This window comes from Bradyrhizobium sp. USDA 4474 (genome assembly GCF_054057515.1).
Genome location: NZ_JBSRZJ010000002.1, coordinates 5172250 through 5184404 on the forward strand (window position 1 = coordinate 5172250; position 12155 = coordinate 5184404).

Annotated in this window: 11 protein-coding genes and 1 pseudogene; 7 read left to right on the forward strand and 5 right to left on the reverse strand. The window is 65.3% G+C overall.

Annotated features, from left to right (window positions below):
• Positions 1 to 322: 322 nt before the first annotated feature.
• Positions 323 to 1297 (reverse strand): Bug family tripartite tricarboxylate transporter substrate binding protein, encoded by a 975-nt coding sequence (locus tag ACVW16_RS25980; RefSeq protein ID WP_456737679.1) that lies wholly within the window; start codon positions 1295 to 1297, stop codon positions 323 to 325.
• A gap of 106 nt (positions 1298 to 1403) precedes the next feature.
• On the opposite strand from ACVW16_RS25980, the gene ACVW16_RS25985 reads away from it, so the two are divergent.
• Positions 1404 to 2369 (forward strand): TAXI family TRAP transporter solute-binding subunit, encoded by a 966-nt coding sequence (locus ACVW16_RS25985; protein WP_456737680.1) that lies wholly within the window; start codon positions 1404 to 1406, stop codon positions 2367 to 2369.
• Positions 2370 to 2439: 70 nt separating this feature from the next.
• On the opposite strand, the gene ACVW16_RS25990 is transcribed toward ACVW16_RS25985, so the two are convergent.
• Positions 2440 to 3654, reverse strand: coding sequence for an ABC transporter substrate-binding protein (locus ACVW16_RS25990; RefSeq protein WP_456701861.1), 1215 nt, complete (start codon positions 3652 to 3654; stop codon positions 2440 to 2442).
• Positions 3655 to 4018: 364 nt separating this feature from the next.
• On the opposite strand from ACVW16_RS25990, the gene ACVW16_RS25995 reads away from it, so the two are divergent.
• Genes ACVW16_RS25995 through ACVW16_RS26005 form a run of 3 tightly spaced genes read left to right on the forward strand, consistent with a single transcriptional unit; the run spans position 4019 to position 7976 of the window.
• Positions 4019 to 4852 (forward strand): substrate-binding domain-containing protein, encoded by an 834-nt coding sequence (locus tag ACVW16_RS25995; protein ID WP_456737682.1) that lies wholly within the window; start codon positions 4019 to 4021, stop codon positions 4850 to 4852.
• Positions 4853 to 4906: 54 nt separating this feature from the next.
• Complete coding sequence (locus tag ACVW16_RS26000) at positions 4907 to 6013, forward strand: molybdopterin-binding protein (RefSeq protein ID WP_456737683.1); 1107 nt, start codon at positions 4907 to 4909, stop codon at positions 6011 to 6013.
• Between the two features lie 13 nt (positions 6014 to 6026).
• The gene (locus ACVW16_RS26005) at positions 6027 to 7976 is read left to right on the forward strand and encodes a molybdopterin biosynthesis protein (protein ID WP_456737684.1); all 1950 of its coding nucleotides are present in this window, start codon (positions 6027 to 6029) and stop codon (positions 7974 to 7976) included.
• A gap of 74 nt (positions 7977 to 8050) precedes the next feature.
• On the opposite strand, the pseudogene ACVW16_RS26010 reads toward ACVW16_RS26005, so the two are convergent.
• From ACVW16_RS26010 to fdhD, 3 genes and pseudogenes are all read right to left on the reverse strand, one after another.
• Positions 8051 to 8143 (reverse strand): annotated as a pseudogene (locus tag ACVW16_RS26010) (DUF1674 domain-containing protein); the annotation flags it as partial.
• A 188-nt stretch (positions 8144 to 8331) separates the two neighbouring features.
• Positions 8332 to 8973 carry a molybdenum cofactor guanylyltransferase MobA gene (mobA, locus tag ACVW16_RS26015; RefSeq protein ID WP_456737685.1) on the reverse strand — a complete coding sequence of 214 codons (642 nt, stop codon included), beginning with the start codon at positions 8971 to 8973 and terminating at the stop codon, positions 8332 to 8334.
• Positions 8954 to 9844, reverse strand: a complete 891-nt coding sequence (gene fdhD / locus ACVW16_RS26020) for a formate dehydrogenase accessory sulfurtransferase FdhD (protein ID WP_456701866.1) — start codon at positions 9842 to 9844, stop codon at positions 8954 to 8956. Before fdhD ends, mobA begins: the two co-directional genes overlap by 20 nt.
• Before the next feature lie 107 nt (positions 9845 to 9951).
• Here fdhD and mobB point away from each other — a divergent pair, with 107 nt between their 5' ends.
• From mobB to ACVW16_RS26035, 3 genes are read left to right on the forward strand one after another with little or no spacing between them, the layout of a single operon-like run.
• Entirely contained in the window at positions 9952 to 10479 is a 528-nt protein-coding gene (mobB, locus tag ACVW16_RS26025; protein ID WP_456701867.1) for a molybdopterin-guanine dinucleotide biosynthesis protein B, read from the forward strand.
• 9 nt (positions 10480 to 10488) lie between these two features.
• Entirely contained in the window at positions 10489 to 11745 is a 1257-nt protein-coding gene (locus tag ACVW16_RS26030) for a molybdopterin molybdotransferase MoeA (RefSeq protein ID WP_456802447.1), read from the forward strand.
• Between the two features lie 45 nt (positions 11746 to 11790).
• A complete protein-coding gene (locus ACVW16_RS26035; RefSeq protein ID WP_456701869.1) occupies positions 11791 to 12054 on the forward strand; it encodes a sulfurtransferase TusA family protein in 264 nt (87 codons plus the stop codon).
• Positions 12055 to 12155: the final 101 nt, after the last annotated feature.

Here is a 12155-nt window from a genome sequence, read left to right on the forward strand (position 1 = left end):
GCGAGTCGGCTCGCGGGAATGCGCGGCCGGCAACGGTGCGGGGGTTCGTTTACAGGGATGGAGGCGGGGGTGCAATGCCGGGTTGGGCGGAAGGAGACGCCGGCGGCGTGGTTTACGAATTACCGAATTTTGGGATCGGGCCCTTATGCGCCTGTTTTGCCCGACGAGTCAACCGCTGTCCCCGTGGTTTTGGTTTTTCCTGCCGTAAGGCGCTGTAATCGGCCGGCTTTCTACTGTGCATGGGGTTGTTTTCGCGTTTTGGCGGGAGGAGGCCCGCAGGCCCCCGGTCGCGCCGGCGATTGACCGGCGGCCGGCCGCCCGCTCAGTCCACCGAGACCCCGGCGAACTCCACGACCTTGCGCCACTTCTCGGTCTCGTCCGCGACGAGCCTGCCGAACTCGGCCGGCGTCATGGGCCTCGGGATGCCGCCGGTCTCGGCGAGGCGTGCGACCAGCTTCGGGTCCTTCAGCGCTTCGCCGACCGCCTTGTTGAGGATCTCGACGATCTCGCCAGGCGTGCCCTTCGGCGCGGAGATGCCGTAGAACCCGACCGATTCGAAGCCCGGCACGGTCTCGGCGATGGCGGGCACGTCGGGCAGGGCGGGCCAGCGCTGCGGCGAGGTCACGCCGAGCGCGCGGACGCTGCCGCCCTTCGCCTGCTCGAGCGCGGAAGGCAGGTTGTCGAAGATCAGCTGCACCTTGTTGGAGATGATGTCGGGGAAGGCGATCGCCGATCCGCGATAGGGCACGTGCACCATGTCGCACTTGGTCATCGCCTTGAACAGCTCCGCCGACATGTGCACCGAGGTGCCGTTGCCCGACGAGGCGAACGAGATCTTGCCGGGATTGGCCCTGCAATAGTCGATGAACTCCTGAACTGACTTCACCGGCATCGCGTTGGAGACGACCAGCATGTTGGTGAGCTGCATGATGCTCGCGACCGGCGTGGTGTCGCGCAGGAAATCGAACGGCAGCTTCTTGTAGAGCGAGGTCGAGATCGCGTTGTTGGGCGCGACGAACAGCAGCGTGTAGCCGTCGGGGGCTGCGTTGATCGCGGCACCGGCCGCGATGTTGCCGCCGGAGCCGGCGCGGTTCTCGACGATGAATTGCTGACCGAGATGGTCCGACAGCCACTGCGCCATGATGCGTGCGACGATGTCGACCGGCCCGCCGGCGGCAAAGCCGATCAGCCAGTGCACGGGGCGGTCGGGGTAGGCGGCGGAGGCCGGAGGGGAGGCGGCGAAAAGACCTGACAGAAAGACCAGCCCGAAAACAGCGCACCGCAAAATTCGCAACATGTCGCCTCCCGTTGTTCTATCGTCGTTGTGGGCATGCTTTCACAAAAACCGCCCGCTGCCTACATCGCCTCTCGTCGATGTTGACGCAGGCGCAGCCGGAACGATCATGAAGTTCGCTTTTCCCATTCTTCTCGGCGCGGCACTGCTCGCGAGCCCCGCCGCCGCTCAAACCGGAGGCAACGCCATTCCGACCACCACGATCAGTTTGGGCACCGCAACGCCGGGCGGCGGCTTCCCGCTTTATGGCAACGCCTTCGCCGAGGTGATGAATGCAGCGGATGGCTCGCTCACCATCGCACCCCGCAACACCAAGGGCAGCAACGAAAACATTCCGCTCCTGGAGAAAGGCGAGCTCGATCTCGCTTTGGTCGCGGGCGAGCCGGCCTATGAGGCCTTTGCCGGCATCGGCCGGGCGAAGGTCGCGCAGAAGATCCTGACGGCCATCTATTCCAACCCCGGCATGTTCGTGGTGCGGGCCGACAGCCCCTACAAGACCATCCACGATCTCGTCGGACAGCCGATCGCGTTCGGCGCCAAAGGTTCGGGCCTCCCGATCCTGGCGCGCTACGTGCTCGACGGTCTCGGCCTGAAGCAGGACGAGGACTTCAAGGCCGTCTATCTCGACCGCGCCGGCGACGGGCCTGCGATGGTCGAGGATGGCCGCGTCGCCGCGCTCTGGGGCGCCGGCATCGGCTGGCCCGGGTTTGCCGCGGTCGCATCGAGCGCGTCAGGTGCGCGCTTCATCGCGCCCGATGCGGACGAGATCACGCGCATCCGTGCCAGGCACGCGTTCCTTAAACCGCTCACCGTGCCGGCCGGCTCCTATCCCAAACAATCCGAGTCGATCGCCTCGCTCGGTTCCTGGAGTTTTGTCCTCACGCGCGAGGATCTGCCCGACGACGTCGCCTATCGTCTCGCCAAGACGCTGCACGGCGTGGAAGCAACCTTCTGCAAGAAGCTGGCGCAGGCCTGCGAGACCACGGCGGCGAACACCGTCGCCGCAGCACCGAGGCCGGAGCTGATTCATCCGGGCGTGATGAAATATTTTCGCGAGATCGGAGTTGTGAAGTAGCGAACGGCCTGTGGTGAGTGGCGAATGGAGCTAGTCCTATTCGCCCGCTCCTATTGGCCATTCGCTAATCTCACTTCTTCACCAGTGGGCACGCCGGGTCCGGCGGGCCAAAGGCCTTCTCGCCGGAAATCGTCGCGAGGATCTTGTAATAGTCCCACGGATATTTGCTTTCCCCGGGCGTCTTCACCTGCACCAGCCAAAGGTCGTGCACCATCAGATTGTCGTCGCGCAAGTGGCCGTTGCGGGCGAAGAAATCCTCGACCGGCGTCTCGCGCATTTTCGCCGCGACCTTGAGCGGATCGTCGGTGCCGGTGGCCTTGATGGCATTGAGATAGTGCATCACGCTGGAATAGACGCCGGCCTGCCACATCGTCGGCATCTTGTTCGTCTTTGCGAAATAGCGCTTCGACCATTCGCGGGTCTTGTCGTCCATGTCCCAATAGAACGAGGTCGTTAGCAAGAGGCCTTGCGCCGCCTGCAGGCCGAGGCCGTGGATGTCGGTGATCAGCGCGAGCAGCGCCGCCATCTGCTGGCCGCCCTTGAAGACGCCGAATTCCGAGCCGGTCTTGATCTCGTTCATGTTGTTGGGCGGGCCGGCCGCGATGCCGATGATCTTGGCCTTGGAGGCCTGCGCCTGCAGCACGAAGGAGGAGAGGTCGGGCGTCGCCAGCGGCGGCTTCACCGAGCCCAGCACCTTGCCGCCATTGGCGGTGATGACGCTGGAGGCATCGCGCTCCAGCGAATGGCCGAAGGCGTAGTCGTCGGTGATGAAGAACCAACTGTCACCGCCGCGCTTGACCACGGCGTCCGCGGTGCCGACCGCGAGCGCCCGGGTGTCGAACACCCACTGCATCGCATAAGGCGAGCAGAACTTGCCGTGGAAATCGGCGGTACCGGTGGAGTGGGTGATGAACAGCCGCTTCTTCTCGTTGGCGATGTTCTGCACCGCGAGGCCAACGGCCGAGACCGGCACGTCGACGATCAGATCCACCTGGTCTACGTCGTACCAGCGCCGGGCGATCGCGCCGCCGACATCGGCCTTGAGCTGGTGGTCGCCGACCACGATGCTGATCGGCTTGCCGAGCACAGAGCCACCGAAATCGTCGATTGCCATCTGCGCAGCCGTCACCGAACCCTGGCCGGTTGGCGCCGAGGCCGGGCCGTTCATGTCGGTGAGAACGCCAATCTTGACGATGTCGTCGGACACCTGCGCCGACGCCGCACCCGTCAGTAGCGCTGCCGTCAAGGCGGCGGCGACCGGCAGTCCAAATCTCGCTGGATTCACGATTGTCCTCCCCTGATCCGGCGCGTTGGCCGAAAGTTGTCTGTCCCGGGTACGGCCCGGCTGAATTGGTTTCTTTTGCAACTATTTGGGGGTGGGCGTCAATCTCAGCCCGCGAAGCGGATCCGCCCGGCGCGGGAGGGGATCGCAGCCGGCAGGTCCCTCGGCGCTGCAATCAACGTGCCGGTTGATTGGGCGAAACTTCCCAATGGCCTGCCTCGGCGCGCTGACCCGCGCATCGTGAACTTGCCTTCCGGTCGTGGCTCAAACCAAGCGCCATTGCTTGTTGCCCGCGCGACGGCCACATCCGTCACGAGTGTGGCGCAATCGATGATCATGATCGCGTCGTTTTCAATGGAAACCTGTCATGGCCGTTCGCCGACTGACCGTTGCATTTGCGCTGCTCTGCGGCCTTGCCGGGGGCGTTGCGGCCTCGTTTGCCGAGGAGCGTGCGATTGTCCTGGCCTCGACGACATCGACGCAGGACACTGGCCTGCTCGATTATCTGTTGCCTATTGTCCGCGACAGGACCGGCATCGCGGTGACGGTGATCGCGCGCCGCAGCGACGAGGTGCTCGACGTAGCACGACGAGGCGAGGTCGACGTCGTGTTGATGCATGCCCGGCCACAGGAGGAGAAGTTCGTCGCCGACGGCTTTGGCGCGAAGCGATTCGACGTCATGTACAGCGATTTCGTTTTGGTCGGGCCGAAGAGCGATCCCGCCGGTGTGAAGGGCAAGGACATCGCGACTGCGCTAAAGGCCATCGAGGCCAAGGGGGCACCGTTCGTGACGCGCGGCGATCGGTCCGGCACCCATGCGGCGGAGCTTGCACTCTGGATCGTCGCCGGCATCGATATCGCGAGCGTCAAGGGCGCCTGGTATCGCGAGAGCGGGTACGGCATGACTGCCGCCCTCGACGCGGCTCGCACGGCCAACGCCTATGTGCTCGCAGATCGCGGCAGCTGGATTGCCTATAAGGACCGCGGCGATCTCGACGTCGTCGTCGAGGGCGACAAGCGGCTGCTCAACCAATACGGCGTGATGCTCGTGAATCCGGAAAAATTTCCGAACGTCAGGAAGGAGCTCGGGCAGGCCTTCATTGACTGGCTGATCTCGCCGGAGGGGCAGGCGGCGATCGCCAACTACAAGGTCGACGGGCAGCAGGTGTTCTTTCCGAACGCGGAGAAGCCAGGCGGCTGAAGGACGAGGCACGAGCGGTTGCCAAACTGCGCGATGCGTGGTCCATCATGAGGCATGACCCAGCGCCTGCCCCCCTCGCTGACGCCGCTAGACACCGCGCTCGCTATGCTTTTGCGCGGCGTTGATCCGGTTGAGCCGGTCCAATTGCCGCTGGATGAAGCGGCCGACTGTATCTCCGCGGGGATGCCGTTGCTGCCGGCCCATCCGCCGCGAGACATCGCGGCCGTCGATGGCTGGGCGCTGTGCGCCAACGATCTGGTCGGCGCGTCCTCCTATTCGCCGCTGCCTCTGGCCGAGCTTCCAGTGTGGGTCGAGACCGGTGATGCGATGCCCGCGGGATGCGATTGCGTGCTCGATACTGATGCGGTCGGGGTATCGGGCCCACTCGCCCAGGTGCTGGTGGAAGGCGTTCCGGGACAAGGCGTCGCGCGTGCCGGTAGCGATATCGCCGGGAACGCGCCCGTGGTCACAGGGGGATATCCCGTCGGTGCAGCGGCCCTGCTGCTCGCCCGTGTCGCCGGGCGCGACCAGCTAAGTGTCAGGCGGCCGCGGCTGCGCATCGTCAACGTGCCCGGCGGGACCGCGACGATGCAGATGATCGCCAGCCTCGCACGCAAGGCAGGACTCGATGTGAGCGCCCATCAAGCTGCCTCGCGCGGTACGGCATCGATCGGGGAGGCGCTCGATGCCTCCGCCTGCGATCTCCTGCTGACGATCGGAGGCAGCGGCGTCGGTCATGCGGATGGCACGGCCGCGGCGCTGGTGCAGCGCGGAGCGCAGCTCGATCATGGCCTTGCGCTCCAGCCCGGACGCACCGCGGCCTCAGGGCGGCTCGGAAAAGTTCCCGTCGTCGTCTTGCCCGGATCGCCAGCTCAGGCGCTGGCGGTCTGGCTTGCGCTGGTGCTTCCGCTGATCGATCGATTTTCGGCTCGGCAGCCGCGCCGCGCAGTGACCCTGCCGCTTGCGCGCAAGATCGCTTCCAGCGTCGGCATTGCCGAGATCGCCCTACTGGCCCAGGAACATAAGACGTGGCGGCCGCTTGCCGTGGGCGAATGGCCGCTCCAGGCCATGGCCGGCGCGGATGCATGGTTGCTCATTCCCGCCAGCCACGAGGGATTTGCCGCGGGCGAGCCGGTCGATGCTTATTTGATGCGGGAATGATATGGGTTCCGGCATGACGATGATCCCAAAGCCGCCAGACCGAAGCGCACTTGAACAGGAGCAATTCCTCAAAATCCTCTCCCGCGAGGAGGCGCTGGCGCGCTTTGACGATGCGCTGTTCCCGCGCGCAGTCCCGAGCGAAGCGCGCAAGCTTGCCGACGCGATCGCCGCAGCGCTGGCAGAAGACATCCCCGCGCCGATGGACGTGCCACCGTTCGATCGCTCCAATGTCGACGGTTTTGCCGTGCGCTCGGCGGATCTTTCAGTCGCCGGTGAGGGCGCGCCGGTGCGGCTCGCCCTCACCGGCGAGACCATTCATTGCGGCACCGTGCCGGCGCTGCAAGTGACCGCGGGAACCGCAACGCCGATCGCAACCGGCGGACCGCTTCCCCGCGGCGCCGATGCCGTGGTGATGGTCGAGCACACCCAGCCGGCCGGCGCTGATGCGATCGACGTCCGTCGCGCCATATCGCCGGGGCAGTTCGTATCCTACGCCGGATCTGACATCGCACGTGGCGAGACGCTGCTACGCGCCGGCACGATCATCGGCTCGCGCGAGATCGGCATGTTGGCGGCCTGCGGGATCGCCGAGGTGAAGGTCGCGCGCAAGGCGCGCGTTGCGGTGATCTCGACCGGCGACGAATTGGTGCAGCCCGGCGACACGCTCCCGCCGGCCGCAATCTACGACACCAACGGGGCGATTGTCGCGGCTGCGATCGACGAGAACGGCGGCGAGGCGGTCTTTCTTGGCGCCATTCCCGACGATGAAGCCAGGCTCGAAGCCGCGATGCGCGATGCGCTGGCGGCTGCCGACATGCTGGTGCTGTCAGGCGGCACGTCGAAAGGCGCGGGCGACCTGTCCCATCGCATCATCGGCCGGCTCGGCAGGCCCGGCATCATTGCGCACGGTGTCGCCCTCAAGCCCGGCAAGCCGCTGTGTCTGGCGGTGTGCGACGGCAAGCCGGTTGTGATCCTGCCGGGCTTTCCGACATCGGCGATGTTCACCTTCCATGACATGATCGTGCCGTCACTGCGCAAGATGGCTGGCTTGCCGCCGCGCTCCGATACCGTGGTGAATGCGACCGTGCCGGTGCGCGTTGCGTCGGAGCTTGGCCGGACCGAATTCGTCATGGTTTCGCTGGTCGAAGGCAATGATGGATTGATCGCCTATCCCTCCGGCAAGGGCTCCGGCGCGATCACATCGTTCGCACAGGCCGACGGCTTTTTGCGTATCGACGCGCTCGCTGACCAGATGCCGGCCGGCACGATGACCGAGGTGACTCTGTTCACGCCGCACGTGCGCGTGCCTGATCTCGTCATCGTCGGCAGCCACTGCACCGGCCTCGATCTCGTCACCACGCCTCTCGCGCATGCAGGTCTGATGGTGCGCTCGATTGCGGTCGGCAGCCTGGGCGGACTTGCAGCCGCAAAGCGCGGCGAATGCGATCTCGCGCCGATCCATCTGTTCGACCACAAGAGCGAGACCTACAACACGCCTTATCTCGTCGAAGGACTCGAGCTGGTGCCGGGCTGGCGGCGCATGCAGGGTATCGTCTTCCGCAAGGGTGACAAGCGTTTCGAAGGGCTTGGTGCGAAGGAGGCCGTCGCCGTCGCGCTCGCCGATCCCACCTGCATCATGGTCAATCGAAACCAGGGCGCCGGCACGCGCATCCTGATCGACCGGCTGCTCGGTGGCGCCCGCCCTGAGGGATACTGGAACCAACCGCGTTCGCACAATGCCGTCGCGGCGGCCGTCGCGCAGCACCGCGCCGACTGGGGGATGACCATTGCGCCGGTCGCCCATGCCGCCGGCCTCGGTTTCATTCCGCTCTCGGAAGAGCATTATGACTTCGCGCTGGTGACGGCGCGAAAGCAGCGGCCCGCGGTGCAGGCTTTTCTCGATGCCCTCGGTTCGGGCGAGGCGCGTACGGCGCTGGAGCGAGCCGGCTTCCGACCCGCTTAGACAATCGGCTTTCGGCCGCGGCGCCGATGCATTCCGGGCCTACGTTATGACGCCTCGTCGGTGCCGCTGGAGGCGGCTTGCGCGGCGCGTTCACGCTCCTCGGCTTCGGCGAGCGCACGCTGCGCGGCGGGCGGCAGCGGCTTCGGGGCCGGAGGGACCTCAACGATCGTGTCGCTGCCCGTGGCCTGCTGGCTCAGCCGCTTGGTGCGATCGATCGCGATCGAGAGATCGAATACGAAATCGACGACCGTGAAAATGGCATTCAGGAGCGGATCGATCATGGCTGGTCCGGAGGCATGTCCCGACCAGTGGTCGCTGCCGGGCTCGACCCGGTTCGATGTCCCGTTGAACTCCATCAGGCCGCATCATCCAGCGCCGCCAGCCGCTCTGCTTCGGCGATGTCCTCCACCGTGTTGGCATTGAAGAACGGATCGAGCGGCTCGGCAGGCCACCTCACCGTCGCGAGCGGATAGCGCGCGGTCCAGCGGTCGATCTTGCGGACATCCTCGACGACCAAGGCGTGGCGCAGCTCGGCGCGCAAGGCGACGCGCCACAAGCCGATCACCGGATGCGACTGATTGCCTGATGCGGCGACCGCGAGCTGGGCGTTCTCTCGCAGGCGCCCGCCGTGCAGGGCCGCGACGAGGTCGCGCGGCAGGAACGGGCAGTCACCGGCGGCGCTGAGCACCCATTCGATCTGCGGCCGGTTCGCTGCGGTCCAGTCGAGCGCGGCGAGGATGCCGGCGAGCGGGCCGGGGAAGCCGGGCACATCGTCGGCAATGACCTGCAAGCCGAACCGCGCGAAGCGTGCCGGGTCACCATTTGCGTTGAGGATCAGCCCGTCGCATTGTGGCTTGAGGCGCGCGATCACGCGCTCCAGAATGGTGCGTCCGCCGATCGTGCGCATCGGCTTGTCGCCGCCGCCCATGCGGCGTGCGAGACCGCCGGCGAGCAGCACGCCTTGCGTCAGCGGAGTTTCAGTCGTCACCACTTTCACCCTTGCGCTTGTGCCTTGCCGATTCCTCCTCGACGTAAGCGAGATTCTGGTCGTAGACGATCCGCTCCTCGCCGGCGAGTACGATGAAACGCTTTCCGCGGGTGCGTCCAACCAGCGTCAGGCCCACTTGTCGCGCGAGATCGACGCCCCATGCGGTAAAGCCGGAGCGCGATACCAGGATCGGAATGCCCATGCGCACCGTCTTGATCACCATTTCCGAGGTGAGGCGTCCCGTGGTGTAGAGGATCTTGTCGGATGCATCGACGCCGTGGCGGTACATCCAGCCCGCGATCTTGTCGACGGCGTTGTGGCGGCCGACGTCCTCGGTGTAGCAGAGCGGCTCGCCCTCCCTGCACAGCACGCAGCCGTGGATCGCGCCGGCTTCGAGATAGAGCGAGGGCATGGTGTTGATGGTCTGGGTCATCTGGTAGAGCCAGGAGGTGCGCAATGCGGCCTTCGGCAGTGCGACGCTTTCGACCGCTTCCAAGAGGTCGCCGAAGGCGGTGCCCTGCGCGCAACCCGACGTCTGCGTCCGCTTCTTCAGCTTGGCTTCGAAATTGGTGTGGTGCTCGGTGCGCACGACGACGACCTGGAGGTCGTCGTCGTATTCGACCTCGGTGACAGCGTCATTGTATTTCAGCATGTTCTGGTTCAGCAGGTAGCCGAGCGCCAGATATTCCGGATAGTCGCCGATCGTCATCATGGTGACGATCTCCTGCGAATTCAGATAGAGCGTCAGCGGTCGCTCCATCGGGACCTTGATCTCCACCCTGGCGCCGGTCTGGTCGGTTCCGGTCACGCTCTGGGTCAGGCGCCGGTCGTCGGGGTTTGGGATAATCAGGGGCACCGGGACTTTATCGATCTTCATCATGGCCGCGACGTTAGCATGACATTCGGGTCAAGCCGATATAAGCATGCCCACAATGCTTAAGTAGACGGTTCCAGCCGCGTCATGCGGCTGGCGGAGATCGAACTGTTATGAAAGTCATCGGCCTTGCAGGCTGGAGCGGTGCGGGCAAGACCACGCTGTTGACGCGACTGATCCCGCATTTCAACGCGCGGGGCCTGCGCGTCTCCGTGATCAAGCATGCGCATCACCAGTTCGACGTCGATGTGCCCGGCAAGGATTCGTGGCGCCATCGCGAGGCCGGTGCGGCCGAGGTGCTGGTGGCCTCGTCGAACCGCTGGGCGCTGATGCACGAATTGCGCGGTGCAGCCGAACCGCGATTGCCGGAGCTGCTGAGCAAGCTGTCCGAAGCCGATCTCGTCGTGGTCGAGGGTTTCAAGCGTGAGCCGCATCGCAAGATCGAGGTGCATCGCGCCGGCAACGGCAAGCCGCTGCTGTTTCCTGACGATCCCGGTATTGTCGGAATTGCAACCGACGCGGCGGTTGAAACCCGGCTGCCGACTGTCCATCTCGACGATATCGAGGCTGCGGCGGCGTTGCTGCTGCATGCGGCGATGCCGGCCGAGGAAGCGGTGGCAAGAAGCGCGGCGAGGCGCTGACGAGGCACCATGGCGCAACTGTCGGACGATTGCTTTGCTTTCGGCGGACCGATGATGTCGGTCGACGAGGCCGTGGGCCTGATCACGGCACGCGTCAGCGCGATTGCTGACATCGAGACGGTGGCGCTTGATGACGCCGACGGGCGCGTGCTGGCGCGCGATATCGCAGCGCCGCTGCCGCTGCCGCCTTTCACCAACTCCGCGGTCGATGGTTACGCCGTTGGCAATGCCGACCTTCCGCAAGAGGCGGAACAGGCATTCCCGCTCGACGGGCGCATCCAAGCCGGCGGCTCTGCACAAGCGCCGATCAAGCCTGGTCACACCGCGCGCATTTTTACCGGCGCGCCGATGCCGCCGGGGGCCGGGACGGTCTTCATGCAGGAAGACGTCCACGTCGATGCATCAGGCAAGATCGTGCTGCCGTCCGGGCTGAAGCCCGGCGCCAATGTTCGCCCGGCGGGGGAGGACATTCCCGTTGGCCATGTCGCGCTGCGCGCCGGCCAGCGGCTGCGGCCGCAGCATGTCGCGCTTGCGGCGGCATTCGGCCTTGTCAGGTTCGAGGTCGTCAGGCGTATTCGCGTGGCGGTGTTCTCCACGGGCGATGAGCTCGCCTCGCCGGGCGAGTCGCGTGCGGCGTCGCAGCTGTTCGATTCCAACCGTTTCATGCTCATGGCGATGCTGCGCCGTCTGGGCTGCGAGGTCTCGGATCTCGGCATTCTGCGCGACGAACGCACTTCGCTGGCGAACGGATTGAAGCAGGTCGCGGGAGGCCATGATCTCATCCTCACCACCGGCGGTGTCTCGACCGGCGAGGAGGACCACGTCAAGGCGGCGGTCGAGAGCGTCGGCTCACTGGTGCTGTGGCGGATGGCGATCAAGCCGGGCCGGCCGGTGGCGATGGGCATCATTGGCGGCACGCCGCTGATCGGGCTGCCCGGCAATCCCGTCGCGAGCTTTGTCACCTTTGTCCACGTGGTGCGGCCAACGGTGCTCGCGCTCGCCGGCAGTCTGCCGGAACCGCTGGTGCCGATCCCGTTGCGCGCGGCGTTCACTTACAAGAAAAAGCTGGGCCGCCGCGAATATGTGCGTGCCTCCTTGCGACGTGGACAAGATGGTACGCTCGAAGCCGTCAAGTTTCCGCGCGAAGGGGCCGGGCTGTTGTCGTCGTTGGTGGAGACCGATGGCCTGATTGAACTGGGCGAGGATATCGCGCGCGTGGAGCCGGGTGAGGACGTAGGTTTTCTGTCCTATGCAGCCCTCATCTGAAGCCCTTGCGTTGACGCCCTTGATCCCTCCCGCCATGTTGCGCCCATGACCAGAACGACGCTCGATCTCACCGGGCTGAAATGCCCGCTGCCCGCCTTGAAGACACGCAAGGCGCTGAAACCATTGCAGCCGGGCGATCAGCTTGAAGTCCACTGCACGGATCCGTTGTCGGTAATCGACATTCCGAACCTTATCCGTGAGACGGGCGATAGGGTGGAGATCACCGAGCGCAACGAGGCGCGCATCGTGTTCTTGATAGAAAAGACGAATGGTTCGATAGAAAGCGCCAATGCTGCGCTGCGTTCTTAGGCGCGTTACTGCGCCGATACCGACCTTTTATCTATCGACATCGATCACAGCTTCTGCCCCAATCGACTTTGTGCTCTCGGCCGCGGCGGTTGAGTCTTCTC

Excerpts from the sequence above, each read along its gene's own strand:
- ACVW16_RS25980 (WP_456737679.1), bottom strand. The coding sequence starts at position 1,297 with ATGTTGCGAATTTTGCGGTGCGCTGTTTTCGGGCTGGTCTTTCTGTCA.
- ACVW16_RS25985 (WP_456737680.1), top strand. The coding sequence starts at position 1,404 with ATGAAGTTCGCTTTTCCCATTCTTCTCGGCGCGGCACTGCTCGCGAGC.
- ACVW16_RS25995 (WP_456737682.1), top strand. The coding sequence starts at position 4,019 with ATGGCCGTTCGCCGACTGACCGTTGCATTTGCGCTGCTCTGCGGCCTT.
- ACVW16_RS26000 (WP_456737683.1), top strand. The coding sequence starts at position 4,907 with ATGACCCAGCGCCTGCCCCCCTCGCTGACGCCGCTAGACACCGCGCTC.
- ACVW16_RS26005 (WP_456737684.1), top strand. The coding sequence starts at position 6,027 with ATGACGATGATCCCAAAGCCGCCAGACCGAAGCGCACTTGAACAGGAG.
- fdhD (WP_456701866.1), bottom strand. The coding sequence starts at position 9,844 with ATGATGAAGATCGATAAAGTCCCGGTGCCCCTGATTATCCCAAACCCC.
- mobB (WP_456701867.1), top strand. The coding sequence starts at position 9,952 with ATGAAAGTCATCGGCCTTGCAGGCTGGAGCGGTGCGGGCAAGACCACG.
- ACVW16_RS26030 (WP_456802447.1), top strand. The coding sequence starts at position 10,489 with ATGGCGCAACTGTCGGACGATTGCTTTGCTTTCGGCGGACCGATGATG.
- ACVW16_RS26035 (WP_456701869.1), top strand. The coding sequence starts at position 11,791 with ATGACCAGAACGACGCTCGATCTCACCGGGCTGAAATGCCCGCTGCCC.